Source organism: Streptomyces sp. NPDC001594 (assembly GCF_042893675.1).
Lineage (GTDB): Bacteria > Actinomycetota > Actinomycetes > Streptomycetales > Streptomycetaceae > Streptomyces.
The window spans coordinates 1-17817 of record NZ_JBIAVB010000034.1 but is presented as its reverse complement, the minus strand read 5'-3'; the positions used below and the strand labels follow the sequence as shown (position 1 = coordinate 17817).

Here is a 17817-nt window from a genome sequence, read left to right as displayed (position 1 = left end):
CGTCGAGAGGTCGTTGCCGAAGGACGCCGTCTCCGAGGTGAAACGGTCACCCGTCAGCTGCATACCGTCACCCGAGTCACCCGCGAAACGGATGATCACCCGGTCGACACGGCGGATCGCGGTCTTCGTCCCCATGTCAGGCAGCGCCCCGCTCTTCACGGCGCAGCTCCGGCTCGTGCTTGTAGCCCATGATCAGCACGTCCCGGACGGCCGCCTTCGTCGGGTCCACCGGGTGGATGGGGCGGACGGCGTGCAGGATCCGCCCGTCGGACCAGAACATCGTGTCCATCTGCTCGGTCAGGCAGAACTCCGCCACGAGCTCCCGCTCCAGGCTGTAGACCTGCGATTCCCCGCCGGCGGCGTTGAAGCGGCCCATCAGGTGGATCGCGCCGAAGTCGACCTCGTCGCGGTGCGGGCCCTCGGGGGTGGGTTCGCCCGTCTCGTCCGGGGTGCTGATGATGCGGAACTGGTGGCACTGGACGTCCCAGGGGTCGTCCAGCCAGGACTCCTCCGGGACGGGGAAGTTCTCGAAGTCGGCGCGCAGCAGCCGGGTCAGCAGCGGGTTGTCCAGGGTGGTGCGGCTGAGCGGGGCCACGTCGCGGTCGATGCCGCCGGCGTAGTCGTTGGCGTTCATCGACTGGAAGTAGGGGCGGTGGGGGCGCAGCCGGACCTCTCCGGTGCGCGGTACGAAGAAGAAGCGGTCGTAGGCCCGCTCACGGAACCGGGAGCCGCCCTTCAGGTAGCGGTCCGTCTCCAGGTTCTCCCATTCGGCCGCCAGTTCCTTCACGTGCTGCCGCGATTCGGCGTCGATGACGAGCCGGTCGGCCGGCAGCAACGAATATCCCTTGGTCCGCAGTTCTTCCCTTGCCTCGGTCTGCATGATTCGCTCCTCCACCGGCCGGATCTCACACTGCGTTTCCGAGGTTCCCACGGCACTGCTGACGGTGAACTGACGTGTTCGGGGTGCGTTCGGGGGCGTTCGCGCGTCAGATCGACGTCAGCCGGTCGTCACACGGCCTGTGCTTGACTCGGCCGGTATGACAGAACTCTTGACGTCCTCGCCCCGGACGGAACGCCGGACGGTTCTTGAGGAAATCGTCGTCGCGGAATTCAAAAAGGCGCTGCTCATGCCCGATGACGAGGAGCTCCCGCTGGAGGACAGCTTCTTCGAGCTCGGCATGACGTCCCTGCTGCTCACCATGGTCAAGCAGCGGCTGGAGGAGCGGCTGGGGCGGGGCATCGGCAGTACGGCCCTGTTCAACCAGCCCACGGTCGAGCGGCTGACCGACTATCTGGCCTCGGACGTGCTGGCCGACGTCTTCGACGCGAACTGAGAACCGAGAGGGGAACGGCGGCCATGCCGGGACATCCGGAATTGCAGGAAAGGCTCGACGCGGCGGAGGAGACCGTCCGTCGCCAGGAGGAGGAGCTCGGGCGTTTCCGTTCGGAAAAGCACGAGCCGATCGCCGTGGTCGGTATCGGAATGCGTCTGCCCGGGGGGAACAATGCGGTACCCGATCTCGACGCGTTCCTCCGCGAGGGGCGTTCCGGAATAGGTCCGCTGCCGCGCGACCGGTGGGTCCCCGAGGTGGCCGAGGACGGCATCACGGCCGTGGCGGGCGGTTTCCTCGACCGTATCGACGCGTTCGACGCGCAGTTCTTCAACATTCCGCCCAAGGACGCCCCGTTCATCGACCCGGCGCAGCGGCTGCTGATGGAGACGGTGTGGGAGGCCCTGGAGGACGCCGGTATCGATCCGGCGGGCCTTCGGCACGGTGACGGCGGCGTCTACGTGGGGGCCTCGCCGCTGGACTTCGCGCTGGAGCTGGAGGGGCTGTCCGACGAGCAGCTCGACGGGAGCCTGACGACCGGGCTCGGCGCGTACTCGCTGTCGGGGCGGCTGTCGTACTTCCTGGGCTGGCGCGGTCCGAGCCTGACGACGGACACCGCGTGCGCGGCGTCGCTGACGGCCCTGCACCTGGCGGTGGAGGGGCTGCGGCGCCGGGAGTGCGGGATCGCGCTGTGCGCCGGGGTGAACACCCTGCACAACCCGCGCTCGTACGTGATCCTCTCGCACGCCCAGATGCTGGCCCCGGACGGGCACTGCAAGACCTTCGACGAGAGCGCCGACGGCTACGCGCGCGCCGAGGGGTGCGGGGCGCTGGTCCTCAAGCGGCTGTCGGACGCGCTGGCGGACGGGGACCGGGTGCTGGCGCTGGTCCGGGGGACGGCGATCGGGCAGGACGGGGAGAGCGCGGGGTTGAGCGCGCCCAACGGCACGGCGCAGGAGGCCGTGATGCGGGCGGCGCTGGCGAACGCGCGGCTGGAGCCGGGCGACATCCAGTACGTGGAGGCGCACGGGACGGGCACCCCGCTGGGCGATCCGATCGAGATGGGCTCGGTCAACGGGGTGTTCGGTGCCTCGCACGACCGGGAGGACCCGCTGGTCATCGGCTCGCTGAAGGCGAACATCGGGCACATGGAGCCGGCGGCGGGGCTGGGCGCGGTGATCAAGGTGATCACGCAGATGCGCGCCGGGGCCTTCTTCCCGCACGTGTGGCGCAACCTCTCGGGGCGGATCCCGTGGGACACGTACCCGATCACGGTGGCGACGGAGGAGCGGCCGTGGAAGGCGCCGGTGCGCCGGGCCACGGTCAACGGGTTCGGGGTCGCCGGGGCCATCGCGGTGGCGGTGCTGGAGGAGCCGCCCGCACAGGCCGTGCCGGCGGAGGAGCCCCAGGCCGGTCCCGCGCGGGCCGGTCGCGGCCGGCGGCCGGAACCGGACGCGGGCGGGCAGGTGTTCACGCTCTCCGCCAAGTCTCGTCCGGCGCTGCGGCTCCAGGCCGAGCGGTACGCGCGCTTCCTCGCCGAGCACCCGGACACCCCCCTCGCCGACCTGTGCCGCACCCGGGCCACGGGCCGCTCCCACTTCCGCTACCGGGCGGCGGCCGCCGTCGCCGACACGGCGGAGCTGGCCGGGCACCTGGAGCGGTGGAGCGCCCCGCCGCGCGGGGACGGCAAGCCCGACGCGTTCCGCAAGACGGCCTTCCTGTTCACCGGGTCCGGTTCGCAGTACGTGGGCATGGGCCGGGCCCTGTACGGGCGCTTCCCGGTGTTCACGGCCTGCGTGGACGAGTGCGACGCGCTGTTCGCCCCGCTGCTGGGGCGCTCGGTGGCCGCGGTGATGTTCGGGGACGTGCCGGACGCCGAGGAGGCCCTGGCCCGTACGTCCTTCACGCACGCGGCGCTGTTCACCCTGGAGTACGCCCTCGCGCGGCTGTGGCTGTCGTGGGGGGTCCGGCCGAGCGTGCTGATCGGGCACAGCGTCGGCGAGATCGTCGCGGCGACGGTCGCCGGACTGTTCACCCTGTCCGACGGGGTCGCGTTCCTCGCCGCCCGCTCCCGGCTGATCGAGTCGGTGTCGGAGCCGGGCGGGATGGCGGCGGTGTCGGCGCCCGCGGAGGAGGTGCGCGAGCGGCTGGCGGCGTGGCCGCGGCTGGCGGTGGCGGCGGTCAACGCCCCGCAGCAGGTGGTGGTCTCGGGCGCGGCGGACGCGCTGGCCGAGGCGGTGGAGGCGCTGCGCGAGCCGGGCTGGACGGTGACGGAGCTGCACGTGAGCGCGGCGTTCCACTCGCCGCTGATGGCCGAGGTGTCGGAGCCGCTGGCCGAGGTGCTGCGCGGGATCTCCTTCGGGGAGCCGCAGCTGCCGATCGTGTCGAACCTGACCGGCCGGATCGCCGATCCGCGGGAGCTGGCGACGCCGGGGTACTGGGTGCGGCACGTCAACGAGACGGTGGAGTTCGCGGCCGGGGTGCGCACCATCGCCGAGCGGGGCCGGCACGTGTTCCTGGAGGTCGGGCCGTCCTCGGCACTGACCTCGCTGGCCCGGCGCACCGTGCCGCAGGAGCAGCACCGCTGGCTGTGCAGCCTGCGTTCGAAGGACACCACCGGCGCCGCCCTGGACGCGGCGCTGGCGGGCGCGTACGCGGCGGGGCTGAACATCGCCTGGGGTGAGGTGTACGCGGGTCGGCCGGGCCGGCGGATCCCGCTGCCCGGCTACGCCTTCGACCGGCGCGAGTACCGGCTCCCGGCCCGGCCCGCCGGGCGCGGCGGGGCGGGCGGCGACGGGCATCCGCTGCTCGGGCGGGAGACCGGACGGAGTGGCGGACCGGGCGCCGGGCGGCGGGAGTTCACGGCGCGGATCAGCGCCCGGCAGCCGGCGTACCTGGCCGACCACACCATCGGCGGCCAGGCCTTCCTCCCGGCCGCCGGCTACCTGGAGTTGCTGCTCGCCGTGCAGGACGAGGTCCACGGCGACACCGGCCGGGCGGTGGAGGACGTCCGCTTCCACGAGGCGCTGTTCCTGTCGGACCGGCCCACGCTGCTGCTGACCCGGGTGCGCCCCGGGCCGGACGGGCGGCTGGACGTGGAGGTGTCCAGCCGGGGCGCCGACGAGCCCGAGGGTGCCGAGCGGCTGCACGCGACGGCCTCGATCGCGGCCGAGGCCGACTACGCGGGCAGCGGCCTCGGCGGCCCGGCCCGGACCCTGCTGGCGCTGACCGGGGCCCTGGACGGCGACGAGCCCTCGCGGGTGATGGACGGCGCGGAGGTCAAGGCCGCGTACGCGGAGGCCGGGCTGGAGTACGGGCCGCAGTTCCTGCGGGCCCGCTCGGTGACCTCGTACGGCCCGGACTTCGCGGTGACGGAGCTCGCGGGCGGGGACGTCTCCCGGGCCGAGCTGCTGCCCCCGCCGCTGCTGGACGGGTCCACGCACGGCCTGGCGGCGCTCACCGACGACGGCAGGCGGTACGTGGCCACCAGCGTGGGCCGGCTGCGCGCCTTCAAGAAGCCGCGCGGGGAGCTGCTGCGTTCGGCGGCCCGGGTCGCGCGCGCCGAGGACCCGGAGCAGACGGACCCGGCGTTCACCCTGGACGTGTTGCTGCTGGAGGAGGACGGCCGGCCGGTGATGGAGCTGTCCGGGATGGGCTTCACCCGGCTCCCGGACCGCCCGGTGGAGGCGGCGGCCGCCGAACGCACCGCGCAGGCGGCCGCTTCGGCGGCGCCGGTGGACGTGGAGGCGCTGGCGGCGGCCGGGCCCGAGGAGCGGCAGACGGCGATGGTCGCGCTGATCCGGGCGACGGTCGCGGCGCTGCTGGCGGTCGACGACCCGGAGTACATCGACACCCGGGCGAGCTTCCTGGAGCTCGGCGTGGACTCGCTGACGGCGATCGTGCTGAAGAACCAGCTCCAGACGCGGCTGCGGATCCCGCTGCTGTCGTCGGCGGTCTTCGACCACCCGTCGGTGGAGGAGCTGGCCGAGCTGCTGTCCGTCCGGCTGGCGGCCGGGACGGCGCCGGAGCCGGCGCAGGCTCCGGCGGCGGCCTGAACGCCCCCTCCCCCTCCCCCCGAACCGGGGCCACGGCGGAACGCCTCGGCCGCCGTGGCCCCCTCAACCGTCCGAGCGACCGACAAGGGAAACGAACCCATGGACAACCGTACGGAGGACCGGACCCTCGCCGCCCGCGCGGCGCTGCACGCCCGGACCCGGCCCGACCAGCCCGCGGTGGTGTGCGAGGACCGCGCGCTCACCTACGGGGAGCTGCACCGGGAGAGCAACCGCACCGCGCACGCGCTGCTGGCCGCGGGGCTCGCGGCCGGGTCGCGGGTGGGCTATCTGGGCCGGGAGTCGGAGCGCTACTACGACCTGGCGCTGGGCTGCGCGAAGAGCGGCGCGGTGCTGGTACCGGTGAACTCGCGGCTCACGGTCGGCGAGGTCGAGCACGTCCTGCGCGACTCGGAGGCCGAACTCCTCTTCGTGGAGCGGGAGTTCAGACCGCTGGTCGACAAGCTGCGGCCGGTGCTGCCGGGGCTGCGCGAGGTCGTGGAGATGGACTCGGACCGCCATGTGGCGGGCGGGTTCCTCGACTGGAAGGCGGGCCGGCCGGACACCGAGCCGCCGACGGCCGGCGCGGCCGGTTTCGACGACCCGGTGGCGCAGCTGTACACGAGCGGGACGACCGGGCTGCCGAAGGGGGTGGTGCTGGCGCAGCGGACCTTCTTCACCTTCATCGCCGACACCCGGGCCGCCGGGGTGGACTGGATCGACTGGCGCCCCGAGGACCGGGGGCTGAGCTGCTTCCCGGGCCTGCACACGGCCGGGTTCGGCTGGTTCATGCACGCCTTCAACGCGGGCGCGACGACGGTGGTGATGCGCCAGTTCGTCGCCGACGAGGCGACCCGGCTGATCGAGCGGCACCGGATCACCACCCTGTGGGCGGCGCCCGCGATGCTGCGGATGATGCTGGCCGAGCGGGGCACGACCCGCGAGACCTTCCGTTCCCTGCGCAAGGTGGTCTACAGCGGCTCCCCCATCGACCGCGAACTGCTGCTGGCCTGCATCGACGTCCTGGGCTGCGCGCTCGCGCAAGGCTACTCCTCGGCGGAGGCGGGCAGTTTCCTGACCGTCCTGGCACCGGAGGACCACACGGCGGACAGCCGGGTGCTGGGTTCGGCGGGCCGGGCGGTGCCGGGGGTCACGCTGCGGATCCTGGACGGGGAGGGCCGGCCGCTGCCGCCCGGCGAGGTGGGCCGGGTGGTGGTGCGCAGCCCGGCGCGCTTCCTCGGCTACTGGCGGCTGCCGGAGGCGACCGCGCAGGCGCTGTCCGGGGAGGCCGGGGAATCGGGGGAGCCCGGGCAGTGGCTGGCCATGGGCGACATGGGCCACGTGGACGAGGACGGCTACCTCTTCCTCGCCGACCGGATCAACGACACCATCATCGTCGCAGGTCAGAACATCTATCCCACGGAGGTCGAGCATGCCCTGCGGGCCCATCCGGCGGTCGCCGAGGTCTCGGTGTACGGGGTCCCGCACCCGGACTGGGGGGAGGCCGTCCGCGCCGCGGTCGTGCTGCGCCCGGAGGCCGCAGGGACCGCCCCGCGGGAGTTCCTGCGGTTCCTGAACGGCCGGATCGCCGGGTTCAAGATCCCCACCGGGTACGACCTGGTCGCCGAACTGCCGCGCAACCCCACCGGAAAGGTGCTGCGCCGGGTGCTGCGGGAGCGGTTCGAGGCGGCCGCGGACCCGGCCCCTGCGCCCGCGCCCGCGGCGTAGGGCCGTGGAGTCGGTACAGGTGCCCGCGCGTGCGGGCCCGCTGCCGGAGGTCCAGGGCGCCACGCGGTGGCTGCATCCGGCCGAGGCCGATCCGGACGCGGAGGTGCGGCTGTTCCTGCTGCACCACAGCGGGGGCGGCGCCCCGATGTACCGGGAGTGGCCGGGGCAGCTGCCCGCGTCGGTGGCCTGCCAGGCCGTGCAGCTGCCGGGCCGTCAGGAGCGGCGCCGCGAGGCCCCGTACACCCGGCTCGGCGCGCTGGCCGAGGCGCTGGCGCGGGTGGTGTCGGACGAACTGGACGAGCGCCCGTACGCGGTGTTCGGGCACTCGATGGGGGCGCTGCTCGGCTACCGGCTGACGGTGGAGCTGGAGCGGCGGGGCCTGCCGGCGCCGTCGCTGCTCGCCGTGTCGGGGTGGGCGCCACGGGGGTTCACGGCGCCGCCGGACCTGGTGGCGTGTCCGCTGGGGGCGCTGCGGGTGCTGGGCGGGCTGCCGCCGGAGGTCGAGGAGGATCCGGAGCTGCTGGCGGCGGCGGTCCGGGCGATGGGCGCGGACGGGGCGGTGTGCGCGGACTTCTCGGACGACGGGGCGGCCGTGGGCTGTCCCGTCGTCGCCTACTCCGGGCGCGGGGACCCGCTCCTCGCGCCCGAGGCCATGCGGTCGTGGGCCGGGCGGACGCCGGAGTTCCTGGGGTGCCGGACCTTCCCCGGGGACCACTTCTACCTGCGGACCCACGCCCGCGCCATCACGGCCGACCTGGCCCAGCTGCTGCCGCGGTACGCCGCGGCCGGCTGAGCGGGCGGCGTCCCTGGAAAGAACCCGGAGGTACCCCTTCATGCTGCCCCGACCCAACGAACTCCTGGCGCGCTACGTCGCGTTGTGGAACGAGAAGGACCCGCGGCGCAGGCGCGACATGGTGCACGCGATGTACGCGCCGGACTGCGTCTACGTCTTCTACCGCAAGGACCCGATCCGGGGGCACGCGGCCCTGCTGGACCAGCTGGCCTACACGCACGAGGTGTACGGCCCGATGGGGTACGAGTTCCGCTCCTCGCACAACGCGACCGGCCACCACGACGTCGTCCGGTTCAACTGGGTGATGGTCACGGCGGCCACCGGGGAGATGGAGATGTCCGGGCAGGACATCCTCGTGCTCGCCGAGGACGGTCGAATTCAAGCCGACTACCAGTTCCACGACCGGATGCCCTCGTCGTTCGTCTACAACGACGGCTACGAGGAGCACGGGGTGGCGGTGCGCCACGCGCGGCCGACGCGTACCGGTGCCACCGGCGCCTGAGGGGACGTACGAGGGCCCCGCGGCAGGTGCCTGCCGCGGGGCCGTCCGTACGGGGCGCCGCCGGTCAGACCGTGGCCGCCGCCAGGGCGTTCGGGCAGTACTGGCGCAGGACGAGCTCGGTGGTGGCCAGGGCCATGCGGGCGGGGCCGGCCTCGCCGAGCACCTCGCCGTTGGCCAGGGTGCCGCCGACGATCAGCATCAGGGTGTCGGCCAGGGCGTCGGGGTCCTCGGCGCCGGCCTGGGCGCCCTTGTCGCGCCACCAGTTGCGCAGGCCCTTGAGGTGCAGCTTCGCCTCCTGGCGGCCCGGGTGCTCGGGGTCGCGGAACTCGCTGGAGGTGTTGTAGTAGATGCAGCCGTGGAAGTCGGGTTCCCTGACGCTGTCCTGGAAGAACTCCATCAGCACGAGGATCTGGCGGGCCGGGTCCCCGGCGTGGGGGGCGGTGATCTCCTCCGCCCGCTCCCACCACTGCGCGTCGCTCTCGCGCAGCCAGGCGGCGATGAGGTCGTCCTTGCTGGCGAACTCGCGGTACAGCAGGCTCTTGCCGACTCCGGTCGCGTCGATCACCTGCTGCATGCCGACGGCCCGGACCCCCTGCTCACCGAAGAGTTTGGCCGAGGCGTCCAGGATCCGCTGCCTCGTACCTGGTGCCGGTGTGCGCGCCATGTCTCAACTCCTTCGCCTCTCCCCCGCGGTTCCCAGCATACGTTTGACACCGGGGTTTGTGAGCGCTAGAAATGGACCGATCAGTCCAGGACTGATCGGTCCATCATTGTTCGCATAGCTCTGGCCCGCTCACCGCTTCCGACGACACTCCGATCGGAGTCCGCTCATGACCGAGGCATCCCCGACCTCCCCTCCCATCGCACGGGCGGTGACCCCTCCCGCCCCCGTGGTGAAAAGCCTGCCGCTGCTGCTCCTGGTCGTGTGCGCGGTGCAGTTCCTCGACGCGATGGACATCGCGAGCATGGGACCCGCCCTCCCCCTGGTCCAGGCGGACCTGGGCATGACCACCTCCGCCCTCCAGTGGGTCGTCTCGGCGTACGCGCTGGGCTTCGGCGGGTTCCTGCTGCTGGGCGGCCGACTGGCCGACCTCTACAACCGCAAGAAGCTGCTGATCGGCTGGCTGGCCGTGTTCGTGGTGGCCAGCGTCCTCGGCGGCATCGCCGACAACGGCGTCATCCTGGTCGTGGCCCGACTCCTCAAGGGCGTCAGCGCCGGCATCACCGCACCCGCCGCCATGGCGATCCTGCTCAACGCCTTCCGTGACGAGCAGTCGCGCAACCGCGCCCTCGGCACCTTCCTCGCCGTGGCCTCGGCCGGCTACTCCCTCGGCCTGATCCTCGGCGGCCTGATGGCCGGCGTCTCCTGGCGGCTCGTCCTCTTCGCCCCGGCCGTGGCCGGCCTGCTGGTCGCGCTGCTGGCCGCCTCGGTGGTCCCCTCGCAGCAGGAGAAGGGCAAGAGCGGCAGCCTCGACATCCTGGGCGCCGTCACGGTCACGGCCGGCGCGGTGGCCCTGGTCTACGGACTCAGCCGGGCCGCCAGTGACGGCTGGGGCGACGCGCAGACCATCGGCTCGCTGATCGCCGCCGCGATCCTCTTCCCCCTGTTCGCCCTGGTCGAGAGCCGCCACCCGGCGCCGCTGGTCCCGCTCGCCGTCTTCCGCAAGGGGCAGCTGACCCGCGCGCTGGTCGCCATGCTCTTCTTCGGCGCCTACGTCTCCTTCCAGTTCGTCCTGACCCTCTACTACCAGGAGCAGCTGCACTGGAGCCCGCTGGAGGCCGGCCTCGCCTTCCTCCTCGGCGGCGTGCTGACCGCGGGCACCGCCCGCTACGGCGCCGCGCTGGTCACCAAGTACGGCGCCTGGCCGGTCGCCACCGGCGGCCTGGTCCTGCTGAGCATCGGCTACCTCGGCTGGGTCCTGCTGATGGGTCAGGTCGACCCGCTGGTCACCCTGTTCGCCCAGCAGCTGCTCGGCGGCCTCGGCTTCGCCGCCGTCTACCCGGCGCTGAACATCGCCGCCGTCGGCACCGCCTCGCCGGACGAGCAGGGCCTGGTCTCGGGCCTGTTCAACGCCGGCGCGCAGATCGGCAACGGCGTGGTCATCGCCCTCACCGCCACCGTCTTCTCGCTCAGCACCGGCGGGATCGCGCCCTACCGGGCCGGCCTGTGGACCGTCACCGCCATCACCCTGGCCGTGACCCTCGTCGCCCTGGCGGGCGCCGCCCGCCACCGGCAGAAGGCCACCGCCTGACCGGACGACCGGAGGGGGCGCCGCCACCGCGGCGCGCCCTCCTCCCCCTGATCGGCCGTGCAGCACCTCGGGCGCCCCCATTGGATCCCCCGCATCCGGCGCCCGGGCGTGCTGCACGGCCTTTTTCGCATGTCCGGGGGCGGATCCGCGGGGGCTCCGGGGGCTTCATTGACACGCTCCGGCCCGACCAAGTACGGTCGGGACCGATCGGTCCACTAAGTTTCCAGAGCATGTCGAGTTCGCTTCCGGAATCGAATCGATCACCCGGCGCCAGTGCACACGACACCGTTCTCTTTCCATCTCGCGGGGAGATGTTTGTGTTGCTGTTCTCAGTCCTAGGCTCCATGGAAATCGTCAAACAGCGGGTCGCCGTACGGCTCGGCGGCGCCATGCAGCAGACGCTCCTGGCGGCCCTGCTCGCGGCCGGCGGATCCCTCGTCACGGTCGACTCCCTCATCCTCGAACTCTGGGGCACCACACCCCCCAACAAGGTCGAGAACGCCCTCCAGGCGCAGATCAGCCGGGTCCGCAGGACCCTGGCGGCGGTCGAACCGGAGCGGGAGGGCTCGCGCGTGGTCACGAGCACCTCCGGCTACCTGTTCCTCTTCGACCGGTGGGAGCTCGACGCCTACCTCTTCCTCGACACAGTGGACGCCGTCCACGCGCGGACGGGAACCGAAAGCCTTCCCGAACTCCGCCAGGACATCGCCGACCTCCGCGAGGGCCTCTCGCGCTGGCGCGGCCCGGTATTCGGCGGACTGACCGGCGGGCCCATCTGCCAGACCGCCTCCACCAGATATCAGGAGGCGAGGAATTCGGCGCTCATCCTGCTCTACGACCTCGAACTGCGCACCGGCGGCCACGAGCGGATACTCCCGGAACTCACCGAGCTCTACTCGCGCCACCCCAACCACGAACAGTTCTGCATGCTCCTCATGCGGGCCCTGTACCGCTGCGGCCGCCAGCTCGACGCGCTGACGGTCTACCGCCAGTGCCGGCACAACATGATCGAGTCCCAGGGCATCGAGCCCTCCCCCGTGCTGAGCCAGTACGAGCGGGCGATCCTCACCCACGACCCGATGCTGCTCCAGGACGAGCCCTACTGGCCGGTCCCGGCCCTCGTCGCGAGCTAGGGGAGCGCCGGGAGATGGACGAGCACCTGCTGCTCGTCGCACACGGCAGCCGTGACCCCCGGCACGCGGCGACGGTGCGCGCACTCACCCGGCGGATCCGGTCGACGAGGCCCGGACTGCGGGTGGGCACGGCGTTCCTCGACTTCGACTCCCCCTCCGTGGCGGGGGAGTTGGCCAGGATGGCGCACGGCGGAGCGGTCAGGGTGGTCGTCCAGCCCCTGCTCCTGAGCCACGCCTTCCACGCCAGGCACGACCTGCCCGGGGCGCTGCGCGCGGCCCCGGCCCCCCTCCTCGTCCGGCAGGCCCCCGTCCTGGGGCCGCACCCCCTGCTGACGGCCGCGCTGGAACGCCGGCTGGCCGAGGCCGGCCTCGGCCCGCACGAGCGCGCCACGACCGGCGTCGTGCTCGCGGCCGCCGGCACCACCGACCCCGACGCGGCGGCCGTGCTCGCGGGGATCGCCCGCACCTGGCAGGGCACCGGCTGGGCCGCCGTACGGCCCGCCTTCGCCGCCGCGGGCCTGTTCCCCGGTACCGGGGACGCCGTACGGGCGCTGCGCGCCGAGGGTGTGCGGCGGGTGGCGGTGGCCCCCTGCGTGCTGGCCCCGGGCCGGCTCCCCGACCGGATCGCGGCGGGCGCCGCGGCGGCCGGGGCGGACGTGGTGGGCGGGGTGCTGGGAGCCGCGCCGGAGCTCGTCCGGCTGGTGCTGCTCCGCTGCGACGGGGCCATGGCGAAGGCCCGGGCCCTGACGGGGTGACCGCCACGCGCCCGGGCCCGTACCGCTTTCCCGTCTCAGGTCCGCCCGTACCGCTTACCGTCTCAGGTCCGCAGGCCGCGGCCGCGTAGCATCCGGCGTTCCAGGGGGCCGAAGACCAGCAGTTCGACGGCGATGCCGACGAGCAGGATCAGGCCGATGGCCAGGAAGATCCGGGCCATGTCGGAGGTCTCGCGCCCGGACTCCAGCAACTGGCCCAGGCCGATGCCGAGATCGGGGGAGCTGGCGATGATCTCGGCGGCCATCAGGGAGCGCCAGGAGAACGCCCAGCCCTGCTTGAGGCCGGCCAGGTAGCCGGGGAACGCGGCCGGCATGACCACGTACCGGGCGCCGCGCAGGCCGGTGGCGCCGAGGGAGCGGCCGGCCCGCAGCAGGAGCGGGGGGACCTGGTCGATGCCGGAGACGAGGCCCCCCGCGATGGAGGGGGTGGCGCCGAGCAGGATGACGGCGTACATCATCGAGTCGTCCAGGCCCAGCCAGAGCACCGCCGGCGGCACCCAGGCCACCGAGGGCAGGGACTGCAACCCCGAGAGGATCGGCCCGATGGCGGCCCGCACGGGCCGGACGCGGGCGACGAGCAGGCCGAGCGGGGTGCCGATGGCCAGGGCGAGGAGGAACCCGGACAGGCCGCGCCAGACGCTGGTCCACACGATGTCGAAGAGGGTGCCCTTGAACCACAGGTCGGCGAGGCTCTCCCAGACGGCGGCGGGCGGCGGGAGCACGTAGTCGTCGGTGACGTGGGCCGAGGCGAGGGCCTGCCAGAGCGTCAGCACCAGGGCGACGGCCAGCGCCGGGGGCAGGACCTTGGCCGCCAGGACGCGCCGCAAGGGGGCCCGGCCGGCGCCGTGGTGGGCGTCGAGCGCGTCCAGTCCGGCCAGCTCGTGGGCGGCGGTCCGGGGGCTGAGGTCCCGGGGGGTGGTGTCAGTGCCGGCCATGGCGGCGGATCTCCCCTCGCAGGTGTTCGGTGATCTCCAGGGACAGGTCCGCGACCTCGGCGTCCTCGATGCGGCGGGGTTGGGGGATGTCGACGGTCCACTCCTTGGCGACCCGGCCGGGGCGGGAGGAGAGGAGGACGACGCGCTGGGCGAGGCGGACGGCCTCGCGGACGTTGTGGGTGACGAAGAGGACGGAGAGTCCGGTCTCGGCCCAGATGCGGGTGAGTTCGCCGTGGAGGACGTCGCGGGTGATGGCGTCGAGGGCCGCGAAGGGCTCGTCCATCAGCAGGAGGCGGCTGTCCTGGGCGAGGGCGCGGGCCAGGGCGACGCGCTGGCGCATGCCCCCCGACAGTTCGTGGACGCGCTTGCCGTGGGCACCGCCGAGGCGGACCAGCTCCAGCAGCCGTTCGGCCTCGGACTTGCGGTCCGCCTTGGGCACCCCGCGCAGCCGCAGGGCCAGCTCGATGTTCTTCCCGGCCGTAAGCCACGGGAACAGGGCGTGCTCCTGGAACATCAGGGCGGGGCGGCCCTCCGTGGCGACGGACCCGGAGGTGGGGACGTCCAGGCCGGCGATCAGGTTGAGGAGGGTGGACTTGCCGCAGCCGGAGGCGCCGAGGAGGGTGACGAACTCGCCGGGGGCGACGTCCAGGCTGATGTCGTCGAGGACCGGCTGGGGGCCCGTGGGGCCGGGGAAGGACTTCGAGAGGTGCCGGGTGCGGACGGCCCGGGTGAGCGCCGTGGTGTTCTCCGCGTCGATGAGTGCGGTGGCCACCGCGGCTCACCTCCCTTGGTCGTCGGGGGCCGGATACGTGGGCTGGTGCAGGGAGCCGAGGACCCGGTTGAGCGGCCCGAGGTCGTAGATGCCGCGCAGGTCGGGGTCCTCCAGCAGTCCGGCGGCGACGGCGTGCGCGGACTGGGCGCGGAGGGTGTCGGGGAGGGGGTCGTCGGTGACGCGGAGGGACGGCCAGGCCCGGTCGAGGACCTCGGGTTCCAGGGGCTTGCCGGTGAGGGCGGCCAGGGCGGCGTTGGCGGAGGCCTTGGCCCCGTCGGGGTGGGCGTTGATCCACGCGTTGGTCCGCACGGTGCCGCGCAGGACGGCCTCGACCACGTCCGGGTGCTCCCCCAGGAACTTCTGCGAGACGACCACGTTCGTGATCACGAACTTCTTGTCCGGCCACAGGTCGGCCTCCTCGAGCAGGACGGTGGCGCCCTCCGCGACCAGTTTGGAGGCGGTGGGTTCGGGCACCCAGGCCCCGTCGACGGCGCCGGATCGGTAGGCGTCGGGGGTGATGGTGTTGTTGGTGCGGACGACCGAGACGTCGCCCTTGCCGCTGGCGGCGTCCACCTTCCAGCCGCGGGCCGCGATCCAGTCGAGGAAGGCCACGTCCTGGGTGTTGCCGAGCTGCGGGGTGGCGATCCGCTTGCCCTTGAGGTCGTCCAGGGTCTTGATCTTCGCCGGGTTCACGACGAGCCGGACGCCGCCGGACGCGGCGCCGGAGACGATGCGCAGGCCGCGCCCCTTGGACTTCACGTAGCCGTTGACGGCGGGTGAGGGGCCGATGAAGCCGATGTCGACGGAGCCCGCGTTCAGGGCCTCGATCTCGGCGGGGCCCGCGTTGAAGGTGGTGGTCTTCAGGGCCGTCCCGCCCAGCTCCCGCCGGATCAGCCCCTCCCGCACGCCGACCAGGGCGGTGGCATGGGTGAGGTTGGGGAAGTAGCCGAGGGTCACGGAGTCCGCCGAGAGCTTCGTGCCGGGCGCGCCCGCCGGGGCCTGGGCGGCCGCGGGGACCTGGTCGGGCCGGGATCCGTAGCCGCAGGAGGCGAGGGCGGCGGCGCAGGCGAGGAGGAGGACGGCAAGGGCGGCGGGGCGGGGGCCCCGGCGCCGCGGTCGGCACGGGCGGTACCGGCCGCGCGATGGGGGCGGTGGGCTCGGTGGGCTCGGTGGGCTCGGTGGGGACATCGTCAGACGGTCCGTTCGGTCTCGGTGAAGGCCTCGCCGGCCATGCCCGCGGTCAGGGTGGTCCCGTCGGACGGGTCGATGAGGAGGAAGGATCCGGTGGCGCGGGAGTCCGCGTAGGCGTCGAGGGCGAGGGGTTCGCCGGTGCGCAGGACGACGCGGCCGATGTCGTTGGCGGACAGCTTGCCGGGGTCGGGGTGCTGGGAGAGGTCGTCGAGGGCCAGCCGGGACGGGATCTGCCGGACGATCGCCTTGACGGTGCGGGTGGTGTGCTTGAGCAGGACGCGCTGGCCGGGCTTGAGGGGGCGGTCGGCCACGTGGCAGACGGTGGCGGTGACGTCCTGGGTGGTGGCGGGAGCGGCCGCGGCGGGGGCGATGAGGTCGCCGCGGGAGACGTCGACGTCGTCGGCGAGGCGGAGGGTGACGGACTGGGGGGCCCAGGCGGTGTCGACCGGTTCGCCGAGCGCGTCGATGCCCTCGATGACGCTGGTGCGGCCGGAGGGGAAGACCGTGACGGCCTCGCCGACCCGCAGGACGCCGGAGGCGATCTGGCCCGCGTAGCCGCGGTAGTCGCGGTGTTCGGGGGTCCGCGGGCGGATCACGTACTGGACCGGGAAGCGGGCGGGGGCGGCGAGGGCGTCGCCGACGGGGACGGTCTCCAGGTGCTCCAGGACGGTGGGGCCGCCGTACCAGTCCATGTGCGCGGAGGGCTCGACCACGTTGTCCCCGGCGAGGGCCGAGACGGGGATGGCGGTGATCTCGCGTAGGCCGAGGGCGGAGGCGTAGGCGGTGAACTCCTCGGCGATGCGCGCGAAGACGGCCTCCTGGTAGTCGACGAGGTCCATCTTGTTGACGGCGAGGACCACGTGGGGGACGCGCAGGAGGGCGGCGACGGCGGCGTGGCGGCGGGTCTGCTCGATGACGCCGTTGCGGGCGTCGACGAGGACCACGGCGAGGTCGGCGGTGGAGGCGCCGGTGACCATGTTGCGGGTGTACTGCACGTGGCCGGGGGTGTCGGCGAGGATGAACCGGCGGCGCGTGGTGGCGAAGTAGCGGTAGGCCACGTCGATGGTGATGCCCTGCTCCCGCTCGGCCCGCAGGCCGTCGGTCAGCAGCGCCAGGTCGGGGGCGTCCTGGCCCCGGTCGGCGGAGACCCGCTCCACGGCCTCCAGCTGGTCGGCGAGGACCGACTTCGAGTCGTGCAGGAGCCGGCCGACCAGGGTGGACTTGCCGTCGTCCACGGAACCGGCGGTCGCGAAGCGCAGCAGCGTCGTCGTGTCGTCCATGGCTAGAAGTACCCTTCGCGCTTGCGGTCTTCCATCGCGGCCTCGGACAGCTTGTCGTCGGCGCGGGTCGCGCCCCGCTCGGTGAGGCGGGACACGGCGATCTCGGCGATCACGGCGTCCAGGTCGGCGGCGTCGGAGTCGACGGCGCCGGTGCAGGACATGTCACCGACGGTGCGGTAGCGCACGAGGCGCTTCTCGACCGGCTCGGTGTCCTTGGGGCCGCCCCACTCGCCGGCGGTCAGCCACATGCCGCCCCGCTGGAAGACGTCCCGCTCGTGCGCGAAGTAGATCTCGGGGAGTTCGATGCCTTCGCGGGCGATGTACTGCCAGACGTCCAGCTCGGTCCAGTTGGAGAGCGGGAAGACGCGGACGTGCTCGCCGGGGGCGTGGCGGCCGTTGTAGAGCTGCCACAGCTCGGGGCGCTGGCGGCGGGGGTCCCACTGGGAGAACTCGTCACGCAGGGAGAAGACGCGCTCCTTGGCGCGGGCCTTCTCCTCGTCGCGCCGGCCGCCGCCGAAGACGGCGTCGAACTTGAGCTGCTGGATCGACTCGGTGAGGGGGACGGTCTGGAGGGGATTGCGGACCCCGTCGGGGCGTTCCTGGAGGGTGCCGGCGTCGATGTACTCCTGGACGGAGGCCACGTGCAGGCGCAGGCCGTGCCGGGCGACGGCGCGGTCGCGGTAGGCGAGGACCTCGGGGAAGTTGTGGCCGGTGTCCACGTGCAGCAGGGCGAAGGGCACCGGCGCGGGGGCGAAGGCCTTGAGCGCCAGGTGCAGCATGACGATGGAGTCCTTGCCGCCGGAGAACAGGATCACCGGCTTCTCGAACTCGCCCGCCACCTCGCGGAAGATGTGCACCGCCTCGGACTCCATCGAGTCCAGGTGGTCCAGTGCCCGTGGGGCTCTGCGGATGGGGATGACGGTGGTCACGCGAGGCCCCTCTGTTCGAGCAGCGCGTACAGCGCCGCGGCGGATTCACGGACGGTCTGCGTGTGCGACTCGATGCGCAGGTCGGGGGCCTGCGGGGCCTCGTACGGGTCGTCGACGCCGGTCAGGCCGGAGATCTCGCCCGCGGC

General features: G+C 73.2%; 16 protein-coding genes. 8 read left to right on the top strand and 8 right to left on the bottom strand.

What is annotated here, in order from left to right; translation table 11 throughout:
- Positions 1 to 136: 136 nt before the first annotated feature.
- Positions 137 to 880, bottom strand: a complete 744-nt coding sequence (locus tag ACFY0O_RS37440) for a 2OG-Fe dioxygenase family protein (RefSeq protein WP_358899441.1) — start codon at positions 878 to 880, stop codon at positions 137 to 139.
- 157 nt (positions 881 to 1037) lie between these two features.
- Between ACFY0O_RS37440 and ACFY0O_RS37435 the strand changes: the two genes are divergently transcribed.
- From ACFY0O_RS37435 to ACFY0O_RS37415, 5 genes are all read left to right on the top strand, one after another.
- On the top strand, positions 1038 to 1334 hold the full coding sequence (locus ACFY0O_RS37435) for an acyl carrier protein (RefSeq protein ID WP_358899442.1): 297 nt from the start codon (positions 1038 to 1040) through the stop codon (positions 1332 to 1334).
- A 23-nt stretch (positions 1335 to 1357) separates the two neighbouring features.
- Complete coding sequence (locus ACFY0O_RS37430) at positions 1358 to 5386, top strand: type I polyketide synthase (protein WP_388955519.1); 4029 nt, start codon at positions 1358 to 1360, stop codon at positions 5384 to 5386.
- A 99-nt stretch (positions 5387 to 5485) separates the two neighbouring features.
- Positions 5486 to 7111: a long-chain-fatty-acid--CoA ligase gene (locus tag ACFY0O_RS37425; protein WP_388955516.1), complete on the top strand. Its 1626-nt coding sequence runs from the start codon at positions 5486 to 5488 to the stop codon at positions 7109 to 7111.
- Positions 7112 to 7130: 19 nt separating this feature from the next.
- The gene (locus ACFY0O_RS37420; protein WP_388955513.1) at positions 7131 to 7904 is read left to right on the top strand and encodes a thioesterase II family protein; all 774 of its coding nucleotides are present in this window, start codon (positions 7131 to 7133) and stop codon (positions 7902 to 7904) included.
- A gap of 40 nt (positions 7905 to 7944) precedes the next feature.
- Positions 7945 to 8406 carry a nuclear transport factor 2 family protein gene (locus ACFY0O_RS37415; protein WP_358899446.1) on the top strand — a complete coding sequence of 154 codons (462 nt, stop codon included), beginning with the start codon at positions 7945 to 7947 and terminating at the stop codon, positions 8404 to 8406.
- A 64-nt stretch (positions 8407 to 8470) separates the two neighbouring features.
- On the opposite strand, the gene ACFY0O_RS37410 is transcribed toward ACFY0O_RS37415, so the two are convergent.
- A complete protein-coding gene (locus tag ACFY0O_RS37410; protein ID WP_388955510.1) occupies positions 8471 to 9070 on the bottom strand; it encodes a TetR/AcrR family transcriptional regulator in 600 nt (199 codons plus the stop codon).
- A 166-nt stretch (positions 9071 to 9236) separates the two neighbouring features.
- On the opposite strand from ACFY0O_RS37410, the gene ACFY0O_RS37405 reads away from it, so the two are divergent.
- From ACFY0O_RS37405 to ACFY0O_RS37395, 3 genes are all read left to right on the top strand, one after another.
- The gene (locus tag ACFY0O_RS37405; RefSeq protein WP_388955507.1) at positions 9237 to 10658 is read left to right on the top strand and encodes an MFS transporter; all 1422 of its coding nucleotides are present in this window, start codon (positions 9237 to 9239) and stop codon (positions 10656 to 10658) included.
- Positions 10659 to 11002: 344 nt separating this feature from the next.
- Entirely contained in the window at positions 11003 to 11791 is a 789-nt protein-coding gene (locus ACFY0O_RS37400; RefSeq protein ID WP_358899449.1) for an AfsR/SARP family transcriptional regulator, read from the top strand.
- A gap of 14 nt (positions 11792 to 11805) precedes the next feature.
- Entirely contained in the window at positions 11806 to 12546 is a 741-nt protein-coding gene (locus tag ACFY0O_RS37395) for a sirohydrochlorin chelatase (protein WP_388955504.1), read from the top strand.
- A gap of 62 nt (positions 12547 to 12608) precedes the next feature.
- Here the strand turns inward: ACFY0O_RS37395 and ACFY0O_RS37390 are convergent, their stop codons facing one another.
- The 6 genes from ACFY0O_RS37390 to ACFY0O_RS37365 form a co-directional block, all read right to left on the bottom strand.
- Complete coding sequence (locus ACFY0O_RS37390; protein WP_388955501.1) at positions 12609 to 13499, bottom strand: ABC transporter permease; 891 nt, start codon at positions 13497 to 13499, stop codon at positions 12609 to 12611.
- Positions 13486 to 14271 (bottom strand): ABC transporter ATP-binding protein, encoded by a 786-nt coding sequence (locus ACFY0O_RS37385; RefSeq protein ID WP_388955498.1) that lies wholly within the window; start codon positions 14269 to 14271, stop codon positions 13486 to 13488. The genes ACFY0O_RS37390 and ACFY0O_RS37385 overlap by 14 nt, the downstream gene beginning before the upstream one ends.
- A 6-nt stretch (positions 14272 to 14277) precedes the next feature.
- A complete protein-coding gene (locus ACFY0O_RS37380; protein ID WP_388955495.1) occupies positions 14278 to 15459 on the bottom strand; it encodes an aliphatic sulfonate ABC transporter substrate-binding protein in 1182 nt (393 codons plus the stop codon).
- Between the two features lie 2 nt (positions 15460 to 15461).
- Positions 15462 to 16742 (bottom strand): sulfate adenylyltransferase subunit 1, encoded by a 1281-nt coding sequence (locus tag ACFY0O_RS37375; RefSeq protein WP_388955492.1) that lies wholly within the window; start codon positions 16740 to 16742, stop codon positions 15462 to 15464.
- A 2-nt stretch (positions 16743 to 16744) separates the two neighbouring features.
- Entirely contained in the window at positions 16745 to 17614 is an 870-nt protein-coding gene (gene cysD / locus ACFY0O_RS37370) for a sulfate adenylyltransferase subunit CysD (RefSeq protein ID WP_388955526.1), read from the bottom strand.
- A gap of 53 nt (positions 17615 to 17667) precedes the next feature.
- On the bottom strand, positions 17668 to 17817 hold a 150-nt coding region (locus tag ACFY0O_RS37365; RefSeq protein WP_388955523.1), incomplete at its 5' end, for an adenylyl-sulfate kinase.

Coding starts and splice junctions, on each gene's coding strand:
- ACFY0O_RS37400 (WP_358899449.1), top strand. CDS start 11,003: ATGGAAATCGTCAAACAGCGGGTCGCCGTACGGCTCGGCGGCGCCATG.
- ACFY0O_RS37435 (WP_358899442.1), top strand. CDS start 1,038: ATGACAGAACTCTTGACGTCCTCGCCCCGGACGGAACGCCGGACGGTT.
- ACFY0O_RS37375 (WP_388955492.1), bottom strand. CDS start 16,742: ATGGACGACACGACGACGCTGCTGCGCTTCGCGACCGCCGGTTCCGTG.
- ACFY0O_RS37380 (WP_388955495.1), bottom strand. CDS start 15,459: ATGTCCCCACCGAGCCCACCGAGCCCACCGAGCCCACCGCCCCCATCG.
- ACFY0O_RS37410 (WP_388955510.1), bottom strand. CDS start 9,070: ATGGCGCGCACACCGGCACCAGGTACGAGGCAGCGGATCCTGGACGCC.
- ACFY0O_RS37395 (WP_388955504.1), top strand. CDS start 11,806: ATGGACGAGCACCTGCTGCTCGTCGCACACGGCAGCCGTGACCCCCGG.
- ACFY0O_RS37430 (WP_388955519.1), top strand. CDS start 1,358: ATGCCGGGACATCCGGAATTGCAGGAAAGGCTCGACGCGGCGGAGGAG.
- ACFY0O_RS37390 (WP_388955501.1), bottom strand. CDS start 13,499: ATGGCCGGCACTGACACCACCCCCCGGGACCTCAGCCCCCGGACCGCC.
- ACFY0O_RS37415 (WP_358899446.1), top strand. CDS start 7,945: ATGCTGCCCCGACCCAACGAACTCCTGGCGCGCTACGTCGCGTTGTGG.
- ACFY0O_RS37440 (WP_358899441.1), bottom strand. CDS start 880: ATGCAGACCGAGGCAAGGGAAGAACTGCGGACCAAGGGATATTCGTTG.
- cysD (WP_388955526.1), bottom strand. CDS start 17,614: ATGGAGTCCGAGGCGGTGCACATCTTCCGCGAGGTGGCGGGCGAGTTC.
- ACFY0O_RS37425 (WP_388955516.1), top strand. CDS start 5,486: ATGGACAACCGTACGGAGGACCGGACCCTCGCCGCCCGCGCGGCGCTG.
- ACFY0O_RS37405 (WP_388955507.1), top strand. CDS start 9,237: ATGACCGAGGCATCCCCGACCTCCCCTCCCATCGCACGGGCGGTGACC.